Origin of the sequence: Caldicellulosiruptor sp. DIB 104C, assembly GCF_028198085.1 — a bacterium.
GTDB lineage: Bacteria > Bacillota > Thermoanaerobacteria > Caldicellulosiruptorales > Caldicellulosiruptoraceae > Caldicellulosiruptor > Caldicellulosiruptor saccharolyticus.
Map to the genome: position 1 here is coordinate 2,046,447 of NZ_CP116337.1, position 25,070 is coordinate 2,071,516.

19 protein-coding genes and 2 pseudogenes are annotated in these 25,070 nt (G+C 35.5%); 6 read left to right on the forward strand and 15 right to left on the reverse strand.

Translation table 11 applies throughout. The features are described from left to right. The first annotated feature begins 89 nt into the window (after nucleotides 1-89). On the forward strand, nucleotides 90-1,319 hold the full coding sequence (locus PGC14_RS10140) for an IS256-like element ISCsa2 family transposase (protein WP_271628833.1): 1,230 nt from the start codon (nucleotides 90-92) through the stop codon (nucleotides 1,317-1,319). A gap of 7 nt (nucleotides 1,320-1,326) precedes the next feature. Here the strand turns inward: PGC14_RS10140 and PGC14_RS10145 are convergent. Next, a pseudogene (locus PGC14_RS10145) lies at nucleotides 1,327-1,758 on the reverse strand (IS110 family transposase); the annotation flags it as partial. Between the two features lie 626 nt (nucleotides 1,759-2,384). Between PGC14_RS10145 and PGC14_RS10150 the strand changes: the two are divergent. The 3 genes and pseudogenes from PGC14_RS10150 (at nucleotide 2,385) to PGC14_RS10160 (ending at nucleotide 5,492) form a co-directional block, all read left to right on the forward strand. Continuing rightward, nucleotides 2,385-3,629 (forward strand): annotated as a pseudogene (locus PGC14_RS10150) (IS110 family transposase). Nucleotides 3,630-3,917: 288 nt separating this feature from the next. Further along, nucleotides 3,918-4,451: a helix-turn-helix domain-containing protein gene (locus PGC14_RS10155; protein WP_271628835.1), complete on the forward strand. Its 534-nt coding sequence runs from the start codon at nucleotides 3,918-3,920 to the stop codon at nucleotides 4,449-4,451. 165 nt (nucleotides 4,452-4,616) lie between these two features. Then, nucleotides 4,617-5,492: a tyrosine-type recombinase/integrase gene (locus PGC14_RS10160; protein WP_271628836.1), complete on the forward strand. Its 876-nt coding sequence runs from the start codon at nucleotides 4,617-4,619 to the stop codon at nucleotides 5,490-5,492. 83 nt (nucleotides 5,493-5,575) lie between these two features. Here PGC14_RS10160 and PGC14_RS10165 read toward each other — a convergent pair whose 3' ends face one another. The 12 genes from PGC14_RS10165 to PGC14_RS10220 all read right to left on the reverse strand — a co-directional run bounded on the left by PGC14_RS10165 (nucleotide 5,576) and on the right by PGC14_RS10220 (nucleotide 21,469). Then, a complete protein-coding gene (locus PGC14_RS10165; RefSeq protein ID WP_271628837.1) occupies nucleotides 5,576-5,737 on the reverse strand; it encodes a hypothetical protein in 162 nt (53 codons plus the stop codon). Nucleotides 5,738-6,611: 874 nt separating this feature from the next. After that, nucleotides 6,612-7,715, reverse strand: a complete 1,104-nt coding sequence (locus PGC14_RS10170; RefSeq protein ID WP_271628838.1) for a toprim domain-containing protein — start codon at nucleotides 7,713-7,715, stop codon at nucleotides 6,612-6,614. Beyond that, nucleotides 7,712-8,509, reverse strand: a complete 798-nt coding sequence (locus PGC14_RS10175) for a helix-turn-helix domain-containing protein (protein ID WP_271628839.1) — start codon at nucleotides 8,507-8,509, stop codon at nucleotides 7,712-7,714. The genes PGC14_RS10170 and PGC14_RS10175 overlap by 4 nt, the downstream gene beginning before the upstream one ends. Nucleotides 8,510-9,350: 841 nt before the next feature. Further along, nucleotides 9,351-9,899: a DUF7662 domain-containing protein gene (locus tag PGC14_RS10180; protein WP_271628840.1), complete on the reverse strand. Its 549-nt coding sequence runs from the start codon at nucleotides 9,897-9,899 to the stop codon at nucleotides 9,351-9,353. A 115-nt stretch (nucleotides 9,900-10,014) separates the two neighbouring features. Continuing rightward, on the reverse strand, nucleotides 10,015-11,091 hold the full coding sequence (locus PGC14_RS10185; RefSeq protein WP_271628841.1) for an LPO_1073/Vpar_1526 family protein: 1,077 nt from the start codon (nucleotides 11,089-11,091) through the stop codon (nucleotides 10,015-10,017). Beyond that, entirely contained in the window at nucleotides 11,085-11,285 is a 201-nt protein-coding gene (locus PGC14_RS10190) for a hypothetical protein (RefSeq protein ID WP_271628842.1), read from the reverse strand. The genes PGC14_RS10185 and PGC14_RS10190 overlap by 7 nt, the downstream gene beginning before the upstream one ends. Before the next feature lie 123 nt (nucleotides 11,286-11,408). Then, entirely contained in the window at nucleotides 11,409-13,385 is a 1,977-nt protein-coding gene (locus tag PGC14_RS10195) for an ATP-dependent nuclease (RefSeq protein WP_271628843.1), read from the reverse strand. A gap of 55 nt (nucleotides 13,386-13,440) precedes the next feature. Further along, nucleotides 13,441-16,542: a type I restriction endonuclease subunit R gene (locus tag PGC14_RS10200; protein WP_271628844.1), complete on the reverse strand. Its 3,102-nt coding sequence runs from the start codon at nucleotides 16,540-16,542 to the stop codon at nucleotides 13,441-13,443. A gap of 35 nt (nucleotides 16,543-16,577) precedes the next feature. After that, a complete protein-coding gene (locus tag PGC14_RS10205; RefSeq protein ID WP_271628845.1) occupies nucleotides 16,578-18,311 on the reverse strand; it encodes a DUF262 domain-containing protein in 1,734 nt (577 codons plus the stop codon). Nucleotides 18,312-18,346: 35 nt separating this feature from the next. Then, on the reverse strand, nucleotides 18,347-19,570 hold the full coding sequence (locus PGC14_RS10210; protein WP_271628846.1) for a restriction endonuclease subunit S: 1,224 nt from the start codon (nucleotides 19,568-19,570) through the stop codon (nucleotides 18,347-18,349). Continuing rightward, entirely contained in the window at nucleotides 19,560-21,104 is a 1,545-nt protein-coding gene (locus PGC14_RS10215; protein ID WP_307742514.1) for an N-6 DNA methylase, read from the reverse strand. Before PGC14_RS10215 ends, PGC14_RS10210 begins: the two co-directional genes overlap by 11 nt. A 41-nt stretch (nucleotides 21,105-21,145) precedes the next feature. Continuing rightward, complete coding sequence (locus PGC14_RS10220; protein WP_271628848.1) at nucleotides 21,146-21,469, reverse strand: hypothetical protein; 324 nt, start codon at nucleotides 21,467-21,469, stop codon at nucleotides 21,146-21,148. A 706-nt stretch (nucleotides 21,470-22,175) separates the two neighbouring features. Here PGC14_RS10220 and PGC14_RS10225 point away from each other — a divergent pair. Together PGC14_RS10225 and PGC14_RS10230 are read left to right on the forward strand one after the other, a co-directional pair. Further along, complete coding sequence (locus PGC14_RS10225) at nucleotides 22,176-22,382, forward strand: hypothetical protein (RefSeq protein WP_271628849.1); 207 nt, start codon at nucleotides 22,176-22,178, stop codon at nucleotides 22,380-22,382. Between the two features lie 262 nt (nucleotides 22,383-22,644). After that, complete coding sequence (locus tag PGC14_RS10230) at nucleotides 22,645-23,043, forward strand: four helix bundle protein (RefSeq protein WP_271628850.1); 399 nt, start codon at nucleotides 22,645-22,647, stop codon at nucleotides 23,041-23,043. Between the two features lie 105 nt (nucleotides 23,044-23,148). On the opposite strand, the gene PGC14_RS10235 is transcribed toward PGC14_RS10230, so the two are convergent. Together PGC14_RS10235 and PGC14_RS10240 are read right to left on the reverse strand one after the other, a co-directional pair. Further along, nucleotides 23,149-23,355 carry a hypothetical protein gene (locus PGC14_RS10235; RefSeq protein WP_271628851.1) on the reverse strand — a complete coding sequence of 69 codons (207 nt, stop codon included), beginning with the start codon at nucleotides 23,353-23,355 and terminating at the stop codon, nucleotides 23,149-23,151. A gap of 392 nt (nucleotides 23,356-23,747) precedes the next feature. Further along, complete coding sequence (locus PGC14_RS10240) at nucleotides 23,748-24,737, reverse strand: hypothetical protein (RefSeq protein WP_271628852.1); 990 nt, start codon at nucleotides 24,735-24,737, stop codon at nucleotides 23,748-23,750. Nucleotides 24,738-25,070: the final 333 nt, after the last annotated feature.

Here is a 25,070-nt window from a genome sequence, read left to right on the forward strand (position 1 = left end):
ACGACAGGAGCCAGCCCTGGGAGTTAAAATAAAATTGTGTCCACTGTATAATTAGTGTTGAAATAATCACCAAAGGGGGGCTCACGATTATGGAGAAAAATGAAATTTTTGAAACCGCTAAAAATATGGCTATCGAGCAAGTATTAAATATGTATTGCTCCAAAGATGATCCTACTCGCCCAGCTTTAAAACAGCTTTTGGAAAACTTGCTCGATTGCTTTATGTTATCAGAAAGAACTGTTTACCTTGCTAAAAACGAAAACGATAAAGGCAATGGTTTTTACGGCAGAAAACTTGCAACACCTGTTGGCAGCCTTGAAATTTCTGTTCCTCGCACACGCTCTGGTAACTTTCGACCTTCCATTCTCCCTGACCGCTACAAAAGGGTTGACAGCTCATACACTGACCTGCTCATGTCTTTAGTCGCCAATGGTTACTCAGAAAGTTCTCTTGTCCAAACTCTTAAAAGCATGAATCTGCCTTATTCTGAAGACGAAATCGAAAAAATCAAAAGCGATCTTAAAAACGAGCTTCAACTTTTCAAACAAAGAGAACTTCCTGAAAGTGCTTTTGCTCTTATCATTGACGGTTACCATTGCGAAATTAAAGATAACTCAAAAGTTAAACAAGCTACTTGCTATGTCGTGCTTGGCATTGATTTAGAAGGCAAAAAAGATATCTTCGGTATCTACACTTTCTTCGGCAAAGAAAACAAAGCCGATTGGATGAGAGTCTTTGACGACTTAATTACAAGAGGTCTTAAAAAAGTCTTAATAGTTGTAAGCGATGATTTTCCAGGCATTATCGATGCTGTTAGACTCGCTTATCCCCTTGCCGACCATCAACTATGTTTTGTTCACCTTCAACGCAATGTCAGAAAACATATGGCAAAAGATGATGCTTCCGTTTTCAACAAAGAGCTTGATAAACTAAGAACTTCCTCTGCTGATTTTGACGAAGCTATTTCAAAGTTCAAACTTCTTTGTGAGCAATACTCCTCAAAATATCCTCGATTCATAAAAGGTATTTGCGAAAAAGCAGAGTTCTATCTTGCACATATGAGGTATCCTGAAGATTTAAGAAAGTACATTTATACTACTAATGCTGTAGAAAGCGTAAACAGTATGATTGAAAAGATAAGAATAAACTCCGGTGGTTATTTTCAATCTGTAGAAGTTTTAGAGATAAATATATATTTACAAAGAGAAAACTTGCGTCGGGGCAAGTGGAAAAACGGAGTACCTATTCTTAAAAAATGTAGTTACAATATATTACAGCTCTACAATATACGCTATGAAATGGAAACACAAAATTCTTGACAAGTCTCCCCTCGGGTATATTTGGCTCTGTATATCTTCCATCCTTCACAAGCATCGCTATCGTCTTCGGATCCTTTATATCGCTCTTAGTTTGCGTATTATCATCAAGCTCCTTGCTCCTCTTCACGTGAAAAGGATTCACTAAAACCACTTTTATGCCATTCTCTCTCAGATACTGCTCAAAGCACAGCCAGTAATGCCCTGTAGGCTCTATCCCTACTATCATGTTGTCTTTGCCATTTGCTTTCATTATCTTATTTGCCCAATCCAAAAATTTCTCCATACCTTCTTTCCTATTCTCAAACTCTATTCTCTTGCCAAGCTCCACTCCTCTAAAATCAAATGCTCTGCCTACATGCCTTTCCTTTGCTATGTCTACTCCTACAACTAAAGTTCTCTCTGTTACTTGTAATATCTTTTCATTTTGTGTATACTTCAAAGAGGGTACCTCCTTTGTTGTGTTTTGTCGTAAGTTGTACAACTTACATTCTGTATTTTACCAGGAGGTACCTTATCTCTTCAAATCTCATTTCTCTTCATTTTCACTCATTTTCGTTCATTACAGGAATGCTCGTATAATATGATTATCAAATCACTTAAAACTTCATATCTCAATTGGTACATTTAATTATCAGTACCAATTGATTACTGGAAATTCATTTTGATAATGCACCTTTCTTAAAACACTCATTTCTCAAAAATTGAATATTAAAATTGACTGCTACAGTTTAAATTTGCCCTTTATCTTTGGTAAACTAAAATCAGAAAAAGTTTAAGCCTGATTTAGTTTATTTGGATATTTTTGATCACCTCCTGCTGGACGTGCTTTGATATCTGCACGCCACAGCTTGAGAAAGACTGAACCCCAAAGGATTACATGAGTAATGTTTACTCGTTTGCTGTGCACGGTCAGGTTACCACATCTGATTTGAGCATATCAGATGTGTGCACCCTGTAAACTGCTCCGTAGCTCTAATATCGGCGAGGCTGCATTACATGTAATCCCCAGGGATAAAGGGCTTAACACTTTTTCTTACCACTACTTGCAAAAAGGAGGTCTTCAAATTGCCAAATACTTTAATCGTGGGCATTGATATCAGTAGTCAGTCAAATTCTATCTTCTTCATCGATGATGCCGGTAATCACTTGATTAAAAAACCTTTTTCCTTGCCTAATGATCAAGAAGGCGCTAACGAATTAATCAAAAGAGTTATTGACTGCCTCAGCCAGTATAATCTATCCTGTATTAAGTTTGGCATGGAAGCAACTTCACATTACGCTTGGCATCTGCACTTGTATCTTGCTTCTTCATCTGAACTGCTGCCATATAAACCAACTTTTTATGTTCTCAACCCAAGCATAGTCAAAGGCTTCAAAAAAATCTACACTTTCTTGCCTAAAACAGATAGCATCGATGCAATTATCATCGCTGAATGTGTCAGGTTCAGCAAACTCAACCCAACACCTTTGCCTGATTTTAAATATGCTGCACTACAACGCCTTACCAGAATGCGCTATCATCTTGTTCACAATCTAACTCGCGAAAAAAACAGAGCTCTCAATCTCATATACCTTAAATTCTCTACTTATTCTCAAGACTGTCCATTTTCAGATATCTTCGGTAAAGCTTCTTGTGCTATCATCGAAAACTTTACACCTGACGACATTGCCTCCATGCCTTTAGAAGATTTAATTAAGTTCGTATCCGATAACGGCAACAATAGACTCTCAGATGTCAATAAAATCGCTGAAATACTTAAAACCGCTGCTAAGCGTTCATACAGATTACATCCTCTGTTGGCTGAGGCAAATGACTTAGCTTTGTCTATGACTCTTGAAAATATTAGATTTATGCAAGAACAACTCAAAAAACTCGACAAAGAAATCTCTAAACTACTTAAAGCTTTCTCTCAAACCCTGACTACCATCCCTGGCATAGGAGATGTTCTTGCAGCCGGCATCATCGCTGAAATCGGTGATATCAAGCGCTTCAAAAATGAAGCTGCTTTGGCAAAGTACTCTGGCCTGGTTTGGACTCAGTACCAATCAGGCAACTTCAATGCCCAAGATGTCTCATTAGCTAAGTGTGGTAACCAATACCTGAGATACTATCTTGTTGAGGCTGCTAACTGTGTGCTGTAGCACACAGTACGCTACAAAGCTTTCTACAACAAGAAGTTCTCAGAGGTTACCAAACACCAGCATAAACGTGCCCTCGTCCTAACCGCAAGACGATTAATCCCTCTGATCTTTGCCATGCTCAGCAAAGGTCAAATATATCAAGAAAGAGGTGATGTTTACAATACTTAGTTAGTCCCAATTTCTTAATTTAATAATCTTTCCCAAACAAGCTGCCAGTTAAATTTTTCCATGCTGAGCGGCTCGATATTCTATTGTCTTTTTTGCCCTAATTATCTAAAAAAATTTTTTTAAAAACCCTCTTGACATTTTACCGTTTGTCTTTATTATACCTTTGGTATATTTTGATTATAATATACTGTAAGTATAATTTCAACTTTTAACACGAAAAATTTTTAACTTTTTTTATCGAAAGTGAAATGGTATACTAATAGTATAAAAAGTGAAAGAAGGGTGAATATGTTTGGTGAAAGATTAAGGATGTTAAGGACAGAAAAAGGCTTAACCATGCAGCAAATGGCTGAAATGCTTGGCATTACAACAGGAGCTTGGGCAAAGTATGAACGCAATGAAGCAGAACCAACATTTGACAAGCTTGTAAAAATTGCTGACTTCTTCAATGTAAGTACTGATTTTTTGCTGGGAAGAACAAATGTCAGAAGTGATAATGCAGTAAATACTGAAAAAGGTGACAAAAACTCTATTTTAGGTATCGAAAACATTATGATTGGAAACTTATCAGCCATATACAGTTTTCAAGTAAATTGGGAAACTGTTTTAGAGAATTACATAAAAGAAGTTATCTCAGAGAAGCAACTACAACCTTTGCTTGAAGCTCTAAATGATTTGATAGTATATTTCAATGACCTTTTAAGACTGCGAAATGAGAATGGAAAGATAACAAAAGAAGTTCTAACCTATCATGAAAAGGAAAAAATATCTATGTTGCAGCTTATGAATAAAATATTTATGCTACTGTACCAGCTAGATTAGGGATCAAAAAATATTATGTGGCGAGATTTTTACTGCTTATTTTGGTTTTTAGAAACGAAACAACTGAAAAATTCGTTTTTAAAATCGTAAAACTCGCTACATAACATTAGGTTATGAAGCCAAATTATGTAGCCAATCCGATTTATAGTTTGGGAGGTAACTGTTGTGGATTGGTTAGAAAAGTTTGAAGAGGAATTAAAACAAACAGGGAAAAGTCAAAATACAATTATAAGTTATTGCACCGACATAAAAGAATTCTTGAAGTGGTTTTCCGATACATATGCGAAGGAATTCGATGGTAGAATTCTTGAGCAAGACGCTCGTGAATACCGCAACTATTTGCTGAATATAGCGAAGCAAAAGCCATCCTCAATCAACAGGAAAATGGCTGCTTTAAAAAAATTTAATATGTTTCTTATCAACACAGGTACAGGAATAGAAACAGACATTCAAGGTATTTCTTTAGCAGATATACATGACAGAGAAGTTAAAACTATTGGCCGCAATGAACTTAACAGGCTTAAGCGGGCAGTATACGCAAGCGGAAATAAGCGAGATATAGCTTTGATCGAGCTTCTGATAAACACAGGAATAAGAGTTTCCGAACTTGTTTCTTTAACCACAGAAGACATACATTTAACCGCACGAAATGGCAGCCAAAATTACTCATATATTGTTATCCGCAACGGTAAAGGCGGTAAGTATCGAGAAATACCTTTAAATTCACAGGTCAAAAAGGCTTTGGAAGAATATCTCGCAATAAGGCCGTCATCGAGTGATAGGATCTTCATTGGCCAGCGCGGCCCGTTGAGAAGAGAATCGGTTGATAAAATTATCAAAAAGTACTGCTGCATTGCTGGTATAGAAGAAATTTCTGCTCATGTTTTGCGTCATACATTCTGCACTCGGCTGGTCCAAGAAGGGACGCCTATTCCCGTAGTTAGTAAATTAGCGGGACATTCAAGTATTCAAACCACCATGGACTTCTATGTTCGAGTTAGCCGAGCTGATAAGGCTGCTGCAGTAGAAAAACTTACCTAACATAATGCAAACAAAAAACCGCGGGACTGCTTAAAAACCCTGCGGTTTCTATTTTCAAAAAAGTGCCTCTCATATGCAGTGATCTATTTCCCTACCAGCAATTCGTAAACTGCCTCATCTATATATCCTTGTTCATAAAGAACATCAGCCACCTTGCGTCCAAATCCCGCTACATCATGTTCGTAATACGCAATACAAATTATCTGCTCCAAGACATCTTCAGCATTATATTTCTCCTCTTTCAATTAAATACACCACCCCTGACTCAAATATGGATGGATACATTATAGTGCACAAACCAAATGAGCAAAAGCGCCTTTTATCCTATTTCGAAACTTTCATTTATATGTAAGCTGTCCGTTTTTAAAATCGTTACTTGTTTCTAAAAATAAAGAAGGAGCAATTTGTGCTCCTTCAAAATATACAAGCAAAAAGAAAAAGAAGGAGGGTTTCAAACACTTGGTCATCTTGCAAAACCCCATTTCGTTTTCTAAAACATATTAAACAAAATATCTTATTAATAATCAAGATTTTTATGTCTCGAGCTTTTTGCTTTGTAACATTTTTTTAATTTTATCATAAACTGACAATACAAATTTTCCCTTTTCCCTTCCCTCCCCCGCTCTGCAGCAAAATAAAAAGCCCTGCATAAACAGGGCTCCTATAGTGCGAACGCTTCCGCGAGGCGAACCGAAATTGTAAGGAGAGATGCGGCAAACGGGAAATAATACCGCTTATGCCAGACTAAGCGTTTTCCGCTGCCGCTCGGCACTGCAAGCATAATCTCACCTCGCCAAAAGCTAAATTGAACAACATATATCCAGAACGCTCCCCTGCGAGGGGAGAAAACGAATTTTTCGTAGATTACTTTCATCTATAGCCCTCCTGTCTTAATTGCTTTTTATTTCCAGGTTTTTCCTCGCTTACATCTTATCATCTTTTTTAGTACTTGGCAAGACTGATGTTGCAAAAAGCTCCTTTTCTCCTTTGTAACAAATGTATATGCCCAGCTCTTTACGGCAAGCCGTTTCGCCCCCCCAACTCCCTCTATGAGACATAATCGATATGCGATGTTATTTTGTTCTTCCTTCCATTTTTCTGTCAAAGCCGATTCCAAAATTACCGTACTTGTTGCGTAAGATAAAAATCAATTGCTGATATTCTATTTTCATACATTTTTCTGAATTCCTTTTCGGGAACTTCGTCAGGATCCTGATATCCTGAAAGCTGGATAACACTAATCTCGTCAAGATTAAAACCCGCTTTTGAAAACTGATTAATACTTTTGAGCACTCCGTTTTTCCCCGAATCTTCATCTTCACCTTTGCAGCTGTCATTATCAAGACACAGTATTATCTCAGCAGGCGACAGTTCATACAGTATTTTCAATTGATATTTAGAAACTGAAGTACCCAATAGCGCTACCGCACTGTAGCCAATGCGCTGTAGGGCTATAGCGTCAAAGACACCTTCAACCAAAATAAGCCTGCTTAAATTATAATCCATATCCCGTGCTTCCTTTAAACCATAAAGGCATTCGCTTTTTGCCCCTATAACTTTATATTTACCAAAATACTCAGCCTTTTCCTCTGACAATGTGCGCCTTACAACCGCCTTCAGTTTTCCCTCTGTTGAATAGACAGGGAAAATAATATCTTTTTCTTCAGGATCAAAGCCAAGATAAAAATTCTCAATGTCCCAGTCAGTGAGTTTGCGCTCTTCAGTAAGATAACGGAGAGGATATTTACTCTCTAATAATGCATTATGCCATTCGCGAATTTGCGATTCTTTATATACAGCAGATTCATCTTCTTCTTCAACCGTTCTACATTCCTTTATGAATGAAAGAGTGCTGTCTTTGAACGATAATAATCCTTTTTTAGTTTTATAACTATCCTTAGTAATGTTTCGGCCTAAATAATCTATTTCCAAATTTGCCAAGCTTGCCATATAACGAATTGCTCTTTCTCTGTCATCTGTTTTCATTATCCGCATAACAAGATCAACAAGGTTGTAACCATTCTGTTCACAACCGTGACTAAAACAGCAGAAAACTCTCTTTTTTACATTTATTGAAAGGTTATAACCGTTTGCATTTCTGTGAAAAGGACAAACAATCCTCACTTCATCGCCGTATTTTTTGTAACTGACATCTAAATCATCAAGCAATTCAATTACATTTGTATTTCTTATCACCGTCCGCTCAATCCTTTTTGAAATCAAGATACCACCTCCGTTCCAATAATATTCTCGATGTCTTCGTCTGTAATCATTAATTCTTTCGGGCAAATGCGCCGAAGCAGAAAACGAATCCCTTTCTCTTTTTCAGGTCCTATTGTTGCATTACAGTAAGTATAAATAAACCCAAGCCGATGGAGAGTTTCTATATGTTTCTTTACAGTGTCCCATGTGCGCACGCATAAATACTCTTTGAGCTCTTCTTTTGTCACAGTTACCATGTATCCGTTCTTCACTTTTGCAAGCAGAAATATATACAGCATCTTTGAATTTATGTTCAAACTTTTAGAAAAAACAAGATTCAGCGGGACATAAGTTAAATATTCGGAATCATTTGCCTTTTTAAATTTGTATAAGTTATTCATAAAGCGCTGATCAGTTCCGTTTCTGCGTCTGCTTCGAATTGCAAATATTGTTCCTTTTTCCGCCAGTTTGTCGATTGCTTCAATTATAGTTGTGTGTGAATGGCCAGCCGCATTCTCCAACAGCTCAATCGAAGGATATGCTTCGTAGTTTATGTTGCAGTATGACTTAATCATCATAAAGACCAATTTTTCCCATAGACTCATGTCCTTTGCGTAAATAATTGAATCTTCAATATAAACGGCAGTATAACCGCCTATCCTGTTTGTATTTGCCAATTCTTTCTCAGTAAAATTTAGCAAACCGTAGTGAATCGTATAAGCCAACAAATTTTTTTGAGGCGTCTCGTAAAAGATTTTATATCCATCCGATACCTGTTCAATCTTTATAACTTTATTCTTTTTATTCTTACTCATCGGATCCTCCTCCTTTCTTTAAACTTGCGGGCGCAGCAGGCAAGCGACACTTCCTTCCTTGAGTACTAGTACTTATATAGGTTTTATACTTAAACAAAAATTTATAGACATTTATAAGGTGTGAAGTTATCTTTTAATTTGTCTTTCATTCCGCTTTATTGCAAGAGCCGATTCCAAAATTTCGTTTTTAAGCTTGCCCGCAAAATAAAATTTACTTAGGGGATTTTCCTTATCATTTTAGAACATAATAAGGATAAAACTCAAATTTTACTCCCCTGCCGTTAATTTTTCAGAGTTACTGACTTTCCAAAAATACAGGAAATAAAAAAAGCAGCTGCCAGTGCTAACAGCTGCTCGGATTCTACCATACAAAATTTGAAATTTCAGTCCAAGTTATCTATGGGTAAGATGCTTCATACACGATTTTACAAAAACTCTACCTTTAAAATCGAAAAAGCACAAAACGAATAAATGAGCATTTAAAACGGCCTTATCTATAATCTTTCGTAAAAAAATTTTTTTGTCAAATCGACTCGCCGACTCGCCCCCAACTCCCTCTATGAGAAATATTGCCTTAAATTATATGACATGATCAGTAACATATTTTCTAAGGAGAAGTTATTTATAAAAAGTTATTTTTCTTTCCTCTCTTTTGTAAGATCCGATTCCAAAATTTTGGCTTAAACATCTTATTGAGTTAGTAAAGTCAATTCTGAAGATTACAGTATAAATTTTTATTATTTTGTTTTCCTTTGTACACTTTCGGAAAATAATGAAAGCAAAAAACAAAAAGCAACTACCGTCGCTGATAGTTGCGGAAATACCTCTCTTTCTCAAGCTTTTATCTTATTCTTGAAAACACAATATAGTTTCCAAGGGCAACCCTTTCTACTTTCCAACCAGCATTCAACCAGTAATTTGAATGCGAATGCCCACCATTCGCCCACCACGCTTTATATCTATAAGCCGATTGAGGAAGCGGTCTGTTTATAATCCTCTCAATTTCATTAAAAGTCAATTTTATAGAATCTCCATTAATTCTTTTCAGATAAGCAGATAACTTTTCATACCCATCGTTACGAACAAATACGGGAGAGATATTGCCACAACCCATATTAAATCGTTTGCTTAGGTCTACACATTCACCTACATAAACCAATTGATCATCCGAATATATGCAATAGACACCTTCTTTACCAGCCCAACAAGTAGGGATTTTGAACCTGCAAAACGGCCTTTTGCCGTATTCATGCAATTTAACATTTTCCTTCTTTCTATACAACTCTTGCGGATAATACTCAATAATATTCCCATTATCATCGATTTCAGGAATTATGTTGCAAACATACTTAAATTTGTATAGATGTATATAAAACATATTAACAATCATTTATGAAGCCATCCCCTGATTTTTACCTTTTAACCGATTCCCTATATAGGTTACAGCCCTAATCCTTATATTAATGTGTTATCCATGATCAAAATACTCGATAATAATATTCTTTTTATTTGATCCATATAGACAAATCAAAATTTTCGTTGATTTTTCGCCGTATATTAGCATGTGCAATTGCAATACCTACACTGGTTAGAACCATATTCTTCATATAGGAGTTATCCCAGTAATCAAACAATTTGTCCATACAAGGATGAACCTTTCTTAAGAATTCTTTCACTTCTTGTTCAGACATCAGGTATTTTGAATAAATGTCTTTTATTTTAGTAATATTTTCTTTACTTATACCCATAGATGTACACCGTTTCTCTAAATCTTCATCGTCTTTGGCATTAAGTTGGTATAAATTACTGTTATGCAAACATGGAGTAAATAATGCTTCGAGTGCATTTATCTCCTCAGAAGAAAATGTTTCGCCAGAAATAATTTGAGCCAAAAATTCATCTTTTTTAAACCCTCTACAAAACAAACCCGAATATGTCTCACGAAATACCCTTTCAATACGAATTTCCCCTATGCTTATCGAACCGCACCCCGTATACTCTAAATGTTGATAGTATGATGGTTCTTTTGTTAGGTTGCCCATAAAAGGAACATAATATCCATCTATATAAGCTGATAAAATTTGGATATTCCTCATCTCCGAGCATTTAGTGTATTTAATAAGGAAAATCAAGGATAAAGCATCGAATTGTTCTATTGTCAGTTTTGGTACAACGGATAAAGACTCGTTTAGAACTATTTGCATTAATGTTCTCTCGTTGTTTTTCGCGCGATCCACCAGAATGTCAACAAGTAGTTGACCAAGGTCTTTATCACCTGTCCGAGCATATTCTCTTAGTGAGGTATAGAGAACGAATTGCATGTCAGGGTCTAACACCGATGAAAGGGCATGCGGTGCTCTCTTTTGAAGCTCAGAAAGAAAGTAATCCATAAGTTCATTGACCCTTGCTTTAGCTACTTGCATAGCCTGTTCCGAAAGACGATAAAAATTAGCCTCAAACACTTCTTGAGCAATTTGCCTTGTTTCTGTGTAAGTTATACCATTTATTATTTTTACTTCATTGGCTTGAATGTTGGTTGAATTATTACCACTTTTTTGAACTTGTTTAGTTCTATTTAACATTCAATATCATCTCCAGATTTGCTTATTTTAACATTTTCGCCAATTTGAATGTTTATAGAGTTATCCCCTGCAATTTGTTTTTGACTAATACGCTTATCACCTTTAGACTTGAAAAGAGAAAATAAGACTGTTAAAACAGCAACACCTATACCACTAAAAACCCATTCCTTATTAGTAATAAGCCAGTTTAACATAAAAACAACCCCTTCTTTCCTCTTCAAATTTATGAGTTTTCCCTTTTCAAAATCTTACATTGTGCTAATTCATAATGCGATATTTTATCTGCTGCAAGCTTTAGCTAAACCAATAGTTGATATTCAAACACTAACACATCCCTGCATACAGCCATCTGATGTTTCAGATGTGTGAAAGATCCCATCAAGAAATTCTTTTATTTCTACAACATTAAATATACTGGAAATTTTACCTCCCTTGTTCAATATAGAATTTATCTCAAAGATTTTTTCTAATGATAATTTATGGGTTTCGCTAACTAATTGGAAGTCTTTATTAAAAAAGCTTTCAATATCCCCAGAAAGAATGCATATGCCGTTCGTTCTTAATGTCCTTAAAATGGCTTCTAATCTGTCAAACTTTTCTTCACCTCTAAAATCTTCTATGCTTTTTGCTGTATAAAACTTCTCTTCATAATTTTGCTTTATAATATTTCTAATTTTCGACACTAGCCCAAATATCTTCTTTCCCTCTTCTCCAAAACGACTAATAAAGAACCTTTCTCCTAAATTTTCGATACTCTCATGACACTTAGCACCTTTGTCTTTGTACTTTCTAACTTTCTCTTCATCTTTATCCCTTAAAAAATAATCAAAATCAGCTACGATATAAGTGTCAATTCCTAATTTTAAAGTTAAGTCAACAAATTTACTTATATTATCCTTGCCTCCAACACTTATAACCGATATGTTTTCTTCATTAAGTTTGTTACCATACAGTTCCTCTGCGACCCATTTGATTATGTAGTTATCATATCCCTCACAAACAATCACTTTATCTGCAAAAAACACCTCATTTTGATTGTTATCAACCAATACATCTTTAAACTTTTTTACATTTAATTGATGTATAGCAGTTCTCCCTTCATTTTTTCTTGCAAGGATTATATTCATATTTGGTTCTATTGTTTTTAAAAATTCTGGACTATGTGTGGTAATTATAACCTGGTTTTTGCCGTCATTTAAAAACTCGTCCAACTTGTAATTAATAGTTCTGCAAGCATGGGGATGTAAATAAAGTTCTGGTTCTTCTAAACAAAGTAAAGCAGATGATTTTGTATTAACATAATTTATATAGTAGCTAAATAAACCTATAATCGTAGCACTTTGAATGCCTGAACCTTTATCCGTAATTAATGATTTGTATCCATCGTCGATATATATGACCACATTCTTGTAAATATCTGGTTTTTCATCCGCACTAAATTGAAACAATATTTCAGTTCCAGGAAAAGCCACATTAAAAGAACCGTTACTAATTTTTTGTTTTACATCACTAAATACTTCGTCAGCGATTTCTTTAACTCGTGAAAAAGCTTTCTTCAACTCATCATCTTTATTGTGGTTTTTAGTTAGATGCCGTAATAGTTTCCCATACCAGCTCCACTGGTTAATTCTTAACTGCACCATTGGATCCCTAAAAGAGGGTATTATCGCACTTTGAAGGAATTCATTGCGAATTGGTGCTGAAAATGCCATTGTCCAATTTGAATTTTCATCTTCTCTATAAAAAAATCGCAAATCCTTCTTTACATCTCCATCTTCATTCCTATGTGCTTTCAAAACAAAGGCAAATATATATTTATTTTCAAATTCCTCTATAACCTGGTCAATATTTTTCTTTGGATTTATATACTGTTTTTCCTCATATCTTAACTCATCAGGATTTATTAAAAATTCATTTTCAAAACAACTTTTTATAGCATCTTTATCTATCGATCGTGAATACTTATAAAACCCCGAGCACTCAAGCATCATATCATAAGGAATATCTTCTCCTTCATCTCGCCTCAATTCACAATAAATAAAAATATCATTAGTAACTACAATTTCCTCTTTCGTTTCATCCTTAATTTTGTATGTGAAAAAATCTTTCTCTGTTATATTCTCATTTTTCACATATGCTGGATTACTTTCCCCTAAAACCAAATCTATTGCTTTAATAATATTGCTCTTACCACAATTGTTTTTCCCAACAATAATGTTTTTCCCCTTAGCAAAAGTTATATCGATATATTCAATGCTTCTAAAATTCTTAATAATTACCCTATGTAAATACATTCTTCCCACTCCACCTCAAGACAGTCATATTTCACTAAAAACAAATACTTATCCATCAAGCAGCATCTTCAAAGAGAGATACAGCCTGTTCAATGACCAATTTAACTACATTATCCAGCTTTTGTGGATCTTTGAAGCCCTTTCTTCTTAGTAATCTTTTTACTGTTGCCCTGATGGATGCCTTAATGTTTTCTTTTATAGTCCAATCTACCTGTCCCTCGGTTTTACTTTTTATAATTCGCACAAGCTCTCTTGCAATTTCCTTTGCTTCCTCGTCATTTAAAACAGCCTCTTCCCCTTGACATACGATATCATAAAAAGCCATTTCTTCTTCCGTTAAGTTCATTTCTTTCGCCCGTTTGTCCATATTCTGCATTTCTTTTGCCAAATCAATAAGGTGTTTTATAACCTCAGCAGATGTAATAGCACGATTATGATACTTATTTAAAACTCTTTCTATCATTTCTTTAAAAGAAGCATACTTTACATGATTCTTCCTGATTTTGGCTTTGATTTCATCATTCAACAACTTGCGCAAAACCTCAATCTGTAAGTTTTTATTCTCTTGCCCCATAAGTTTATCTAAAAATTCCTCACTCAGAATAGACAAGTCTGGCTTTTTCAATCCAGCTGCGTCAAATATGTCAATTGGTTTGTCGCTTGCAGCAACACCCTCGGAAATAATCTGCTTTATGGCACTGTCCAGCTCTTCAATGGATAGTCCCTTTGGTGGAGTGTATTTAACAATATTGCTTCTTACTGCCTGGAAAAAGGCAACATCCGAACGAATACGCATAGCCTCTTCTCGGGGTACTACAAGGGCAAAAGCTTTGCACAATGCCATGCACTGATCCAAAAAATTTTTCTTTGTGGTTTCATCTTTATTGATCAAATCCATAGCCTGCTTTAAAAGACTTAATTTGTCCTCTGCACTTTTTTCTTCCCAACCCGAAAAATCAATACCGTGGAAATATGAACAAACAATGTCGTACTTCTCCTGCATAATCCTTATTGCTTCGTCTATGGGTAAGGTAGCAGCCTCTCTGCCCGTACTTCTTGTGTAGTTTGCCAGTGCCAGTTTTAAGTCATCAGCAATACCGATGTAATCTACAACCAATCCTGCAGGTTTGTCCTTAAATACCCTGTTTACTCTGGCTATAGCCTGCATTAAGTTGTGGCCCTTCATAGGTTTGTCAATATACATAGTATGCAAACACGGCACATCAAAGCCCGTAAGCCACATATCCCTGACAATTACCAGTTTAAGAGGATCGTTGGGGTCTTTCATCCTTTTTTCAATCTCTTTTATTTGAGACTTCGTATACAGGTGTGGCAAAAATTCTTTAGGATCTTTCGAAGGATTTCCTGACATTACAATTTTAATTACGCCTTTGTCTAAGTCATCACTGTGCCAGTGCGGTCTTAACTTAATTATTTCGTTGTAAAGGTCAACGCAAATCCTTCGGCTCATACATACTATCATGCCTTTGCCCTCAAGAACCTTGCACCTTTCTTCGAAGTGCTCTACAATATCCCTTGCTATGGTTTCAATCCTTTCTTTGGTCCCCACTAATGCCTCCAAAGCTGCCCATTTTGTCTTGAGTTTGTTCTTTACCTCTTCTTCCTCACCTTCTGTCACTTCTTCAAAGTCTCTGTCAATATCTTCGTTTATCAAATGAAGCTTTACCAACCTTCCCTCATAATAAATGGGCACAATGGCTTTGTCTTCTACCGCCTGCTTCATATCGTAGATGCTGATATAGTCTCCAAACACCTGAAGTGTAGACCTGTCTTCAAGATCAATAGGTGTCCCCGTAAAGCCAATGAAGCTGGCGTTAGGAAGCGCCTGCCTTATATACTTCGCAAAGCCGTCAATAAATTCATAGTGCGACCTGTGAGCTTCATCGACAATAACAATGATATTGCTACGGTCAGAAAGAAGGGGATAGGTTTTGCCCTTCTTTAAAGCTTTTTTAAGTTTTTGATCAGCAACCTCTGGAACCTCTTCTGCTTCCGCCTGAAATTTCTGTATTGTTGTAAAGAATATGCCGCCTGCTGCAACCTGTGAGAGTTTTTCTTTTAAATCTTCAACGCTCTCTGCCTGTTTTGGATATGGAATCAGGTCGCTTGCATTGCAAAAGGTTTCATACAGCTGGTCGTCAAGATCATTGCGGTCGGTAATGACTACAATTGTAGGATTCTGAAGTTCTTTAAGCTCTATTATTTTTCCCGTATAAAACACCATGGAAAGGCTTTTGCCGCTGCCCTGCGTGTGCCAGAATGTGCCGATCCTTCTATCACCGCCTGGAGATGTCGCCCTGATTGTTTCCTCCACTGCTTTGTTAACACCGTAATACTGGTGATACATAGCCATAATTTTAATTACTTCATCCTTCGCAGTGGAAAAGGTGATAAAGTTTCTTATTATGTCGAGAACTCTTCTTTTATCAAACATGCCTTTTATCAAAACTTCAAGTTCTGGCATCCCCTCTACGCTGCTGACACCGTCAATGGATTTCCATGCAGAAAACCTCTCCCATGGTGCGGTAAGCGTTCCTGCTTTTGCTTCGGTCCCATCAGACACAACGCAGATCTCATTGTAAGCAAAAATGTCTGGAATATCCCTTTTGTATAGCTCAAGCTGTCTATACGCCCCTTCTATTGTAGCCGTCTCATCCAATGGATTTTTAAGTTCGAATAACCCTATTGGCAGGCCGTTAATATAAACCACAATATCAGGGATTCTTACACCCGCGCCCTTGATTATTACTTGGTTACAAACAAGAAATTCATTGTTTTCTGGTTTTTCATAGTCAAATATCTTTACTATTTCTCCGACCTCTTCACCGTCTCTGTTGCGTCTTGTAACTTTCGCACCATTGCGGTATATTTTATGTATCTCTCTGTTGTTCAATTCTATCCTCGGATACTGGAGGTTCTTTAACTGGCGCACCGCTTCCTCAATGCAGTCCAGCGGAAGTTCGGGATTCAATCTTATTAGGGCATTATAAAGCCTGTTTTTTAAAATAACTTCTCTGTAGTCTTCTCTGTCTTCTACTGGTATCTCACTGCCATGTAAATATTCGTAGCCTATATCTTTAAACCATTTGATGGCTGCCTGCTCTACAACACTCTCAAAATTTTGATTGAGATTCATGGATTATTCACCCTTTTTACACAAAATCTATTTTTTCAAGATACTAAAATCTGTCTAAGCCTATTCTTCATCATTTCTCTGCGCTTGCAGAAAAATTCTTTAAAATTAACAATAGAAAGATCCAACCCTGTCAAATAATGGAGTTCTTTATATTGATTTTTGGCAGTGTCATCTTTGTAGTTTTCATCAAGCCATTCCACAAAGGGCTTTGCACTTTTAGACATATTTATGTTGCCTTCTAAAAGTTGCAAATTTGGGATCTTATTGTAATTTTCAAGACAAAAATCAATGTCTTCTGGTTTTACTCCTAATTTAAGGAGTTTTTCCCTACTCGTAAAAAAGCTTTTAGGATGTATATGATCCTGGTGAAAGAGATTGTTATAGTCCAGTGTGGGATATAAAAGAGCCAAAACTGAAAAAGTATACTTTTTGCCATACTTGTATTCCAGCAAATTTTCTATTTCCTCGTCGCCAAAGTCAAGTGATTTTGGAGTCCCTCTCAACCTTTGCTTCATAATTTCAACTGGGAAACCATTTAAGTTTTGTCTTATAATGTCCCTTGTAACACTTAAAATATAGTCTGAATTGCCACCAAAAGTTTGCTTCAGAAGGACGATATGAAGCCATTTTTTTATCTTCTCGCGTTCATTTTTAAAATTTACAGAAGTTACAAAACTGCTATTCAAGTCTTTTTTATACAAGTAATAAGCTATCGGTATAATGGCATTATTCGAAGTCAATGTCTGATAATCAAATCCGAATGTATTTATCAATTCAATGCTTGTCCTTATGCTTTCCTTTATCTTGTCCCAATTGTCCTGAATAACTGACATATTCTGTTTGTTAAAATTATCAACTTTAAATCTGATATCATTAAAATCACAGAGGACGAGGCATGTCTTTAAAACAAAATCCTTATTAAAGCTAAATCCTCTGCCAACACTATTAATTTCATCTACAAAATTTATAATTTCTTCGCGAGCGTCTTTTTCATCCCACTGGGCAGTAGCAATGGAAAGAAGCAAATCGGAATAGCTCAACTGCGTGCCACCGCTATTTACTCGAATAAAAACATTCAACACCTTATCAAGTTCTTGATCTTCTTCAAGATAGTAATTTATTATTGGCCGTTTAAAAATCACATCTGATAATCTGAAAAGGGTTCTGGATGCAAATTTATTTGTGGCAAGCTGATTTTCGATCAAATAGTCATTGATCTGTGAAGGGTCCTGAGGATCAAAATTAAGAATATCTCCAACTTTGAACCAGAATGTATTTTCATCCCTTTTCTTAGCATCTTCTTCTGTGAGAAATCTAAAATCGTAATTCAAATCTTCATCATCAGCTTCTTTAAGCAAATTCAAATAGAGATACTTCTTAGGAAAAGCGGCAGGGTCATTCCATCGCCTGTAAGGAACTTTTGAGGCGTAACTTCCTTTTAAAGCGATATAAAGGGAAGTTAGCCTCTGCTGTCCATCAAGCACTGAGATTATCTCCTCATCTCCCAGCAAAACTGCTTTCTGATTGTGGGTCTTGCCTTGATGATAGTGGCAGATAAATTCATAGAACTGATATTTTTTAACGCTTTCTTTTGAAACTTTCCAAAAGAGAAATGAACCAATAGGATAACCCCTCATAATTGAATCAAAAAGCCGCTCTATTTGATCTTCGCTCCAAACAAATTCCCTCTGTATTGCAGGCAGCAGATACTTTCTGCTGCTTATATTTTTTATGGCATCATATATAGTAATCGGCGTTTGAAATGACATACTTTTATTCTCCTTTCAAGATCTTTAATCAATTTTCACATCACCCTTATTTCGCCTGAGATAAGTTTGGGAAGCAGGGTATCGCGTAAACTTGACAAAATAAGGTTTGATTTGAGATTTAATAAAATCCTATCAAAAATGCTTTCTACTTTACGGTGAAACTTTTCCATAACATCATCTTTTGGTAAAATAACCTTTATCTTTTCAAATTCACTCTTATTTAAATTCAAAGTCGCTGTTCCTCCACTACCTAAGTTAATAATATGGTGTTTATATGATTTCATTAAAAAATAAACATAATATGGACTAATATCGTCTTTGCATACTATACTATTAATTTGTTGATTCGTTTGGCTATACTCAGAAGTTAAACTGACCAGTCCTGGTGTAGCAATACAACTAACACAAATACTTAATGGAGGTATAGTTTTATTTTTTTGCGCATTAACGCCTTTTCGAGATAATTTCTTTTGTGTATCAATTACAAATACTTTGTCATGCATATCAGGAATAGTAATAAACATCATATAATCTCCATAATTTTCCTTTATTCTTGTTGAAGGTGTTTTTCCAGTTATAACCCTATTATCTTTACATATATCCTTAATCTCTTTAACCTCCCACCCCTTCGGTATCGGTCCCAATTCGCTATCTACAAATTCTCCCCCGCTTGATTTATAAGGCTCTCCATTTTCGTCTGGAAACTCAAAATCAATGAACCAGTGTTTAAATATAGCCTGGGCTATTTCTTCCAAGGTTTTGTTCATCTCGTTGTTGAGTTCGATCTTGTCGTCAAAAGCAGAAAGAATGGAGGCAATCTTTTGTTGTTCATATAAATTGCTTGGTATGTACACTTCAAAATTTTTTATATCATCTTTACTAATAGCAGGAAAAACAGTTCCCGAAGAATAGTTATCCCATCTCGTTTTATTAGCTTTTAGTAAATAATATAGAAATCGGTTATCACCTTTAATTATTGAAAGAGCAGCAATACCTCTTCCAATACAACATTTATTATTAGCAATATTTACATCCCCAACAGGAGCTCTTACACTTAACAGGACTTCTCCTTTTTCAGCAATTTTCATTGGATGACTACAATATTTAGTGACTTTTGGTTTTCTATCCCCAAAGTCTGTTCTGCCTTGGTAAAAAGGTAACCCTTCTCCATTTTCATTATAAGTTTCAGATTTTGGAGATTGCTCCATATTTATATTACATATATCACCCAATTTTACATTTATCCACTCACTCCCCATATCCCAACTCCTCCAGATTCGCCTTTATAATTTCGTCAAGCCTTCTTGCTTCTTTCATCTGCTGATATAGTTTTTCAGTTAGCTCTGCCATTTTTTCTTCAAAAGGTATATCATCTTCTTGTGTATCCTCTACACCTACATATCTTCCAGGTGCAAGGACATAATCGTTTTGTGCGATAACCTCCATAGGAACCGAAGCACAAAAGCCTTTTACATCTTCATACCCACTTTTATTTCTCCAGTTGTGATAAGTCTGTGCAATCTTTTGAATTTCTTCATCGGTAAGTTCTCTATGTGTCCTGTCTACCATAACCCCCATCTTTCTGGCATCGATAAAAAGAGTTTCCTTCGTTTCCCTGCCTTTGCGGATGAACCACAAACATGCAGGAATTCCTGTTGTGTAAAATAGCTGTGGTGGCAGTGCTACCATACAATCTACAAGATTATCCTCTATGATCCTTTTCCTTATCTCATACTCCGCATTGTTGCTGGTAGTCATAGAACCGTTGGCGAGTACAAAACCAGCAACACCTTTTGGCGCAAGATGATAAATAAAATGCTGTATCCATGCATAATTTGCGTTGGAATCTGGTGGCAGCCCGTATTTCCACCTCACATCATTCGCCAACCTATCTGCTCCCCAGGCACTGTCATTGAACGGCGGATTTGCTAATATATAATCTGCTCTCAAATCTTTAAACTGGTCATCTGTGAAGGAATTGCCCAATCTTATATCTGCTTCAATGCCCCGAATTGCAAGATTCATTTTACACAGCCTGTAAGTGGTCGGATTGGACTCCTGCCCATAGATTGAAATGTCTCCCTTCTTGCCTGCATGAGCCTCTACAAAGCGTATGCTCTGGACAAACATACCCCCAGAACCGCAGCATGGGTCAAAAACCCTGCCATGAAGAGGCTGAATCATTTCAACAAGAAGTTTGACAACACTTGGTGGCGTAAAAAACTCGCCACCTCTCTTGCCCTCTTTTCTGGCAAATTCGGAAAGAAAATACTCATAAACTCTCCCTAAAACATCCAGTTCCTCGTTTCTACCAAAATTAATGCTGCCAATCAAATTGACAATTTCACCAAGAGTGTGTGGATCTAAAGGCGCTTTGGTGTATACCTTTGGAAGAACACCTCGTAGCTGCTTTGGATTTTCTTTCTCAATCAAATCCATAGCGTCATCAATAAGTTTTCCTATATCGCTTCGCCGAGCATTTGCCATTATGTATTCGTATCGTGCCTCCTTAGGCACATAGAATACATTCGCAGCTATGTACTCATCTTTATCTTCCAATACAAGCTGCGCTTCCTCTTCAGTTTCGCAATAATATTCCTCGTTTTCAGGGTCTTTTACTAAGCGCTCTAACTCTTCCCTTCGATATTTGAATGCATCAGAAATGTATTTCAAAAATATAAGTCCAAGCACAATGTGTTTATACTCTGAGGGTTCCATGTTGTTTCGCAATCTATCGGCTGCTGCCCAAAGAGTTGAAGCAAAGTTTAACACTCCATCGTTATTCTGACCCATTTCTCTTTTCACTCCTCCAGATGTTATTTTGTTAATAAAAATTAGGCTTTCTGCTTTTCCTTCTCCATACTATGGAAATAAGTATAAACCATATTTCTCAGCAAGCGGCTAATAGTTACATTGTAGCGTTGAGCAAGGCTTTTGATATACTCAAGCTCTGCATCGGAAACTTTTATATTAACCATTTTCCCCAACTTCGACTGGAAAGTGTAATCTTCCAAAAGGTTGTCTGGATGAAAATTGTAAAGGATATACATAATCATCTTGGCACGGGTAGAAGCTATTTTGTTTTCAACTGCATACTCCTTTAGTTTCCTATGCATCGCTGGACTCACTAAAGCCCAAATCTGATGAGGCTTTCTCACGAAACAAATCCCTCCCTCTCTTTAATCATAGCACAATGTATAATAAAATTCATCAAGTTTTTTTTAGATTTTTCTTTAAACTTCATGAGTAAAACTAAGCTTATACTGCAGCATTGAAAATTACCTTTTAAGACTGACTTTGGCAAATTATTTTGTTTTATTGCAAATATACTCTGTTTTTCTCACAATACTAATGTTTTTAGCAGTGAATTCCTTTTATTCTCTAATGCTTGATTTGTTTTTAAAATCGTGTCCAATATCTTCAATATCTTTCCTTATTGTTATTTTCAAGCATAATGCCTAACCTAATTGGCTTTTGATGTATTGATACAAAAATTAATTAATTGCTGTTAATCTCTATTAATTTCAATTAACGGACATTAATACGGATTAATAAAGATTAATAGAAATTAACAGACATTAATAAAGCTGCCTCATCCAAAAAATAACTTTGGAGCTACATAAACTAATACCATCGGAATGCAGTCTTATAATTCTAAATTCGTTTTTGAAAACCAAAACAGGTTTAGAAAAAAGATAATGCTTATAGTAAAGCGTTTTTAAAAATGTATTATACTGCTTTGTTCAAGTTTTAATTCGAATATTTTTTGCAATTTTTTTATAAACCTATTGATGGATCCGATTATAAATGCTAAGATGTGTATGCGCCAAATAAATAGATTATGAAAGGGGCTGAAAATTCAATATGGTAAAATTTGTTAAACTGGTCTGCTCGCCAAAAGGCATTTTTTGGATTTGCGTGCGGCGAAAAGATTTTTGGCGAGATGAAGTTGAAATAGCAGTCCCGAATGAAAACAGGGAGCTTGAAACGGTATACAAAAAAACATTTTTCTTGCCGCTAAATTGCTTCACAGTATTTGCAGCAAGATTGGCTGAAGCCTTTGTAATATAAATACAATTTCGATTTTAAAAAGGAAAATCTTTGATTAAAGTTTCACATATTCAAAATCGTTCCGTTCATTTTTAAAAACGAAAAATAAAGCCTCTACTCTGAGAAGCAGGGTAGAGGCTTTTTATTTTATAGTTCTATGCACCAATACTTTTAAATCCTTAATCCTTTTTCTAATAAACTTTTAGTAAAATTTGATTTTAAAATCCATTTTCAGTTACTATAAGAGCAAATAATAACATTTTAAGAAGGGAGAGTGATAGGGATGGAGCAAAATGATATCTGCATAAAGGATTTTAAGACGCTAATTGTCTGGCAAAAGGCAAGGGAATTAGCTCAAGATATATATTTAATAACTGCTAATTTCCCTCAGTTTGAAACATATGCAACAAAATCACAAATAATAAGGGCCGTCACCTCCATTGGCTCTAATATTGCTGAGGGCAACGGCCAGCTTTATAAGAAAAAGCAGATAAACTTTTTAAATAATGCATTAGCAAGCGCATCAGAAACAAGACACTGGCTTATTACAGCCCTTGATAACAAATATATCTCACAAGAAGACTATAATAAGCTCGAACAAAAAACAATTGAAATAATTAGAATGTTAATCGGCTATATAAGAAAACTGCAAGAACGAGCAGATGAAAAGGAAATAGTATAATCTCTGCATTCTTTCTGAATTTCGTGGGAATAGGTAATTTACAGCCACTCTACCTATTCCCCTTTTTTACTACTTTATTCCTAAAATCCTTCATCAACCTATTCCTTACACTATATAAACCTGTTCCTGCACTTCATCTATTATTATACTTTTTTCCGTAACATAGAACCTGATAAAAATTCGTTCGTTAATATCAGCAATTCTGCCAACATCCCCTTCTTCGAGTTGTCTAAGATAATCTTTGCTTTTATTGATTATTTCAGTAACCTTTTGTTCTAATGCCTTCTTGTCATTATCATAGCATTCTATCATACAGCCACTTCTGAAAAATATCCTTCGCTCCAGTTTCTGTCCCTCCTTATCTCCCTGCCATAATAATATCAAATTTTTATATCTATTAAAAGAAGATGTTTTTAAACAAGGTTCAAGGGTCTAAGAAATAAAGAAAAAACTTTTTTACATTTTTGGAACAACATTTTTACTCATAAAAGACTTTGGTCAAAAACAATTTCCAAACTTAACCCTTCTCTCTTTTTTCCTCGCCCCTAACTATGTAATTCTTTCCATTTTTCTTTCCCTAAATTTTTTAAATGCTATATTCCCCCATACATCCTCTAAAATATTGAGAATTCGATCAAATATAATATAAATATTGGAAATTCCTCACTTAAAAACTATGAATTTAGTAAATTACCTTAAGTTAACTAATCATTCTCGTATTGTACAAGATTTTGAACCTGTTTTTTTAACTCTTCAAAACTTGAGCCTTGATGAAACTCATGTGTATCGACAAATATGCAATCCATGAACATTGCCCAGTATGCTTCATTTATTCTTCTTGGAAACTTTGCGAGGGAAGACTCAAAGAAAGACTTATGGATCTCATAATGGTGAGTATGTATAAAATCATCCCATGCTTCTCTTAATTCTTCATCTTCTTTTATATCTATAATTTGAATTTGTTCCAAATTTCTTTCACTTGGCCTTCCCCAAGCTTGCTTGAGCAATTCAATAGCACTTACATCCGATTTTGGTGCACTATATCCAAAAACCGTAAAGGAAAAAGCATTTTTTAAATAACGCTGAATATTATCCCATTGACTTTTTATAAATGGATCTAAATGATAATTCTTTTCTTTAATCGGATAAAGTAACCTTGACTTTTTAAATTGTCTCCCACATCCACTACATCTATCACTTATAAACCCTACTTTCTTACATTGTTCACACACACCAACTGCCACATTCCCATGCAAGAATAATAATTCTGGCAGTTTTGAGGTAATTTTGTATACCCTTCTATATGCTTGTAAAAGTAATGGATCCCAGTTAAATGATGCTATAACATCTTTCTTTCGAAGAGACAAAAGCAAATAATCATATATAGTTGGATAATCGGGTAATTCAAGACTACTAAAATAATCCCATATAGCATCTTCCAGTCTCTTACATACATCTTTATATTCATGTTTACTATGTAATTCGCTATATATATCTTCCAAGTTGTCGCTTTTAAAAGTTAAATTCACGCCATCTAATATATTTTCAAGGCCTGTTGTTTTCAGGAACCCATTCATAATGGGTAATTTTCTTCCATTCTTGTCGCCATTAGGTAAAGCAGCCCTACTTGCACCAGCTCCCAATATTACAACATGCGGTCGTTTCATATCTGCATTTTTAATAAGATCACCCATAGCAACACCTCCAAACTAATACTTCTTATTCCACTCCTAAATTCTTGAATATCACATCCTAATGCACTTGATTGAAAGATATTAGAGCTTTGTTTCGCATGACTTTAAAAAAATTTTTTAAGATTTTTAAGAAGTTGATATTTTCCCAAGCCTTTCTTTGCTAACTTAAACTAATCTAAATATAACAAATCATTATTCTTCATAAAATATCTTATTTCTTATAAGATTACTTCCTTTTTCATTCAATTAAATGGAAAAACTTTTTTCCCTTTTCGGAATGACTTTATTTTTCACGGCAAAACTTCAGACAAAAACAATTTCCAAACTTGATCC